Annotated in this window: 2 protein-coding genes; both read left to right on the top strand. The window is 34.3% G+C overall.

The annotated features are described in order from the left end of the window. Window positions 1-489 precede the first annotated feature (489 nt). Window positions 490-2,892 carry a prolyl oligopeptidase family serine peptidase gene (locus tag ACR1PN_RS20395; protein ID WP_433981528.1) on the top strand — a complete coding sequence of 801 codons (2,403 nt, stop codon included), beginning with the start codon at window positions 490-492 and terminating at the stop codon, window positions 2,890-2,892. 150 nt (window positions 2,893-3,042) lie between these two features. Next, complete coding sequence (locus ACR1PN_RS20390) at window positions 3,043-3,618, top strand: Crp/Fnr family transcriptional regulator (protein ID WP_433981527.1); 576 nt, start codon at window positions 3,043-3,045, stop codon at window positions 3,616-3,618. Window positions 3,619-3,777 lie beyond the last annotated feature (159 nt).

Below are 3,777 nucleotides of genomic sequence, written 5' to 3'. Positions count from 1 at the left end.
TGCTTGGTTGGATAGTTTCAAAGCGCTGTTAATAAGGTTTGAAAAATTGAATATCACTTGGATAAATCTACATTATTTAGCTTTCTCTATCTTGTTTCTAAGAAAAATAAAAGTTTAAACAGGTTTAAAAGTTATTTTAAGTGATTGGTTTTCAAAATAAGATTATTTTGTCGAAAAAAAACAAAGAAATATTACTTTTTGAAAATGATTTAAGTTAAACAATGCCACTTCGTTTATCAAGGTAATACAAGAATTTTATATTATTTTGATAAGTTGAACGACTTTGTATATCTTACATTTTTGAAATCATTTCTCGCTCTTTGCTGAGTGAAATCGAAGATTCGACATAGTCAAACGCCTTTGCGAACTAAAAAAATATGAATAACAATATTAAAAAAAATCTTTGCGCTCTTTGCGTTAAAATTAATAGTTAGGATAAAGAATCAAATTAATTACTTTTCATTAAATTCGTGAAAAATCAAAAAGGAAATGAAGATCAAGTTAACCATCTGTCTTCTTGCGTTTCTCAATTTTTATGAAGCTCAGGAAAATATCACGTATCAGAAACCATCTGCCGAAATTCTCAAATTGGCAGATTACGACCGACCGCCAAGTGTTTTAACCAATTCGAAAAAAGACTGGGTAATTTTCACGTACAGACCAACGTATAAAACTTTGGATGACCTCAATCAGCAGGAAATGAAATTGGGAGGTTTAAGGATTAATCCGGTGACGAATATTTCGAGTTCAATTACATATTCAAACAATCTGAAAGTTCGTAAAATGAATGATAAGACCGAGATTCAGATAAAAGGTCTTCCACAAAATCCAAAAATTACAAATACATCATTTTCTCCTGATGAAAAGAAATTAGCATTTACAAATACAACCGATAGAGGTGTGGAGCTTTGGGTCGTTGATTTAGAAACAGCCACAGCAAAAAAAGTTTCAAAAGATAACTTGAATGCCAATTTGGGAAATCCATACATCTGGATGAAAGATTCTCTGAGTTTTCTGATTAAAGTGTTGCCTGAAAACAGACCACAGTTGATTGATTCTTCAAAAGACCTTCCGACAGGACCAATTGTTTCTACCGCGGACGGAAAAGTATCCCAAAACAGAACGTATCAGGATTTGCTTAAAAACCCGCAGGATGAAAAGAATTTTGAAACGCTTACCCATTCAGAATTGTATCATGTAGATTTAACGGGTAATCTTAAGAAGTTTAAAGACAAAGATATTTATGGTGGTTTAAGCTATTCTCCCGACGGAAATTATTTACTGGCAACTACGATAAAAAAGCCGTTTTCCTATATCGTTCCATTGAGCAGATTTCCAATGACCGCAAAAGTTTATGATGCAAAAGGAACAGAAGTAAAAGTAGTGAATGAAGTTCCGCTTACCGAAATTATGCCTAAAGGTTTTTCATCGGTAAGAACAGGGAAAAGAGATATGACCTGGAGAGCAGATCAACCTGCGACGTTGGTTTTTGCTGAAGCTTTGGACGGTGGAGATCAGTCTAAAACGGTTGATTTCAGAGATGAAATTTTCACTTGGAATGCTCCGTTTAGTGATCAACCAAAATCTTTCTTTAAAACAAAACAAAGATATGAAGGAACAAGCTGGACGAATAATCATTATGCGATTGTTTCTGAAGGTTGGTATGATACAAGAAATACAAAATCGTATCTGGTTGATTTAAATAACGGTGAATCGAAAGTTATCGAAGACCGAAATTATCAGGATGTTTACAATGATCCGGGAAGTTTTAATACGACCAAAAATGAATTCGGAAGATATGTAATTGATATGAAAGGTGAAAAATCTTATCTGATCGGAGCCGGATTTACCAAAGACGGGCAACACCCTTTCATCGATGAAATGGATATGAAGTCTTTGAAAAAGAAAAGACTTTACACTTCAAATCTTAAAGGAGCTAAAGAAGAAATCATTGATATTATTGACCCTAAAAAAGGAGAGGTATTAACGATTCAGCAATCGGCAAGTCAGTATCCGAATTATTTCAAGAAAAATATCAAATCTAATAAATCTGAGCCTGTTACGAATTTTGCCAATCCGTTTGAAAGCATTAAAAATGTTTACAAGGAAGTCATTACTTACAAAAGAAATGACGGAGTTACTTTAACGGGAACGCTTTATTTACCTGCAAACTACGACAGAAAAGCAAAAAAAGAAAAACTTCCGTTGTTAATTTGGGCATATCCTACAGAATATAAAGATAAAAATACAGCGGGACAGAATACACAGAATCCAAATGACTTTACCTTCCCGTATTATGGCTCGTTTGTGTATTGGACGGCAAAAGGATATGCGGTTTTAGATGATGCCGCGTTCCCGATTATCGGCGAAGGAAAGACCGAACCGAATGATACGTTCATTCCACAATTGGTTGCCAACGGAAAAGCTGCTATTGATGCAGTAGATCAGTTAGGATATATCGACCGAACAAAAGTTGCAGTAGGTGGACATTCTTACGGTGCGTTTATGACGGCAAATCTTTTGACACATTCCAAAGATTATGCTTGCGGAATTGCAAGAAGTGGAGCCTATAACAGAACGTTGACGCCATTTGGTTTCCAGAGTGAACAGAGAAATTACTGGGATGTTCCGGAAATTTACAATACGATGTCTCCGTTTATGAATGCCGATAAAATGAAAACACCAATGTTATTGGTTCATGGTGATGCAGACAACAATCCGGGAACATTTACTTTGCAGACCGAAAGATATTTCCAGGCTTTGAAAAACCTGGGAGCTCCGGTGAGAATGGTTCTTCTTCCAAAAGAATCTCACGGTTACGCGGCCAAAGAAAATATTCTCCATTTGCTTTGGGAGCAAGACCAGTTCTTAGAGAAATGTTTAAAAAAATAATCATACTTAAAACTCGTTCTTTGGAGCGAGTTTTTTATATTTAATCTAAATTACATACTCCTATTCTTTCATTTTAGTTTTGTAATTTTCTGCTGATAAAATAGAGCCCGACAATTGATGTTGAAAAGGGTGTCTGTATGAATTAAAACTATGTTAAGAACAAATCAGCCTTTTTTAAATTACTTAGAAAAACTTTATCTTGATCAGAAACATCAGGAAAATATTATTTTGCAATCTTTTGAGAAAGGTGAAAAGCTATTGACGCAAGGTGAAACTTCCGACAAAATAATGCTCATCAAAAGCGGAATTACCAAATGTTTTTTTCTAGAAGAAACAAAAGAGGAATACATTGTCGAGTTTTTAGGAAAAGGTGAGATTCTCGGTGAAATAGAAATGATGAAGAATGTTCCGTGTATCTGCAGTATTGAATCGATTACTGAGGTTACAGTATTTACCATTACAATTCCGTATTTCCAGGCGTTGATTAAAAATGATCTTAATTTAAATAATTTACTGTTGGATGTTTTTGCCGAACGCATTGTAAATACTTCCAATCGTTCATCTTATCAGCAGCTTCATGCCTCCGAACACACTCTGTCACAGCTCCTTGATTTAAAAGCAAAAGAAATGAAAATTTCAAAAGAAGACATGGCAAGTTATTTGGGAACCAATATAAGAAGCCTGAATAAAGCTATCAGAGATTATGAGAAGAAAAAAATGATCTGATTTAATTCACTATACCATCTTTTATCTTTGTAATGTCTAGACCTGAAATAACGATACACAAAAAAGAATCGTTATGAAAGAACCATTAGAATCGCTTTATGTAAAGCGTACACAGAAAGATTACAGTTTAAGTTTGAAACTTCAGATTGTAAAAGAAAT

The sequence above is a fragment of the Chryseobacterium sp. RLHN22 genome, from assembly GCF_051011795.1.
GTDB classification, from domain to species: domain Bacteria; phylum Bacteroidota; class Bacteroidia; order Flavobacteriales; family Weeksellaceae; genus Chryseobacterium; species Chryseobacterium zhengzhouense.
This window is presented reverse-complemented; position numbering and strand designations above follow the sequence as displayed.

Bases quoted from the DNA above. Each gene is read 5' to 3' on its own strand.
- ACR1PN_RS20395 (WP_433981528.1), top strand. From the start codon at position 490: ATGAAGATCAAGTTAACCATCTGTCTTCTTGCGTTTCTCAATTTTTAT.
- ACR1PN_RS20390 (WP_433981527.1), top strand. From the start codon at position 3,043: ATGTTAAGAACAAATCAGCCTTTTTTAAATTACTTAGAAAAACTTTAT.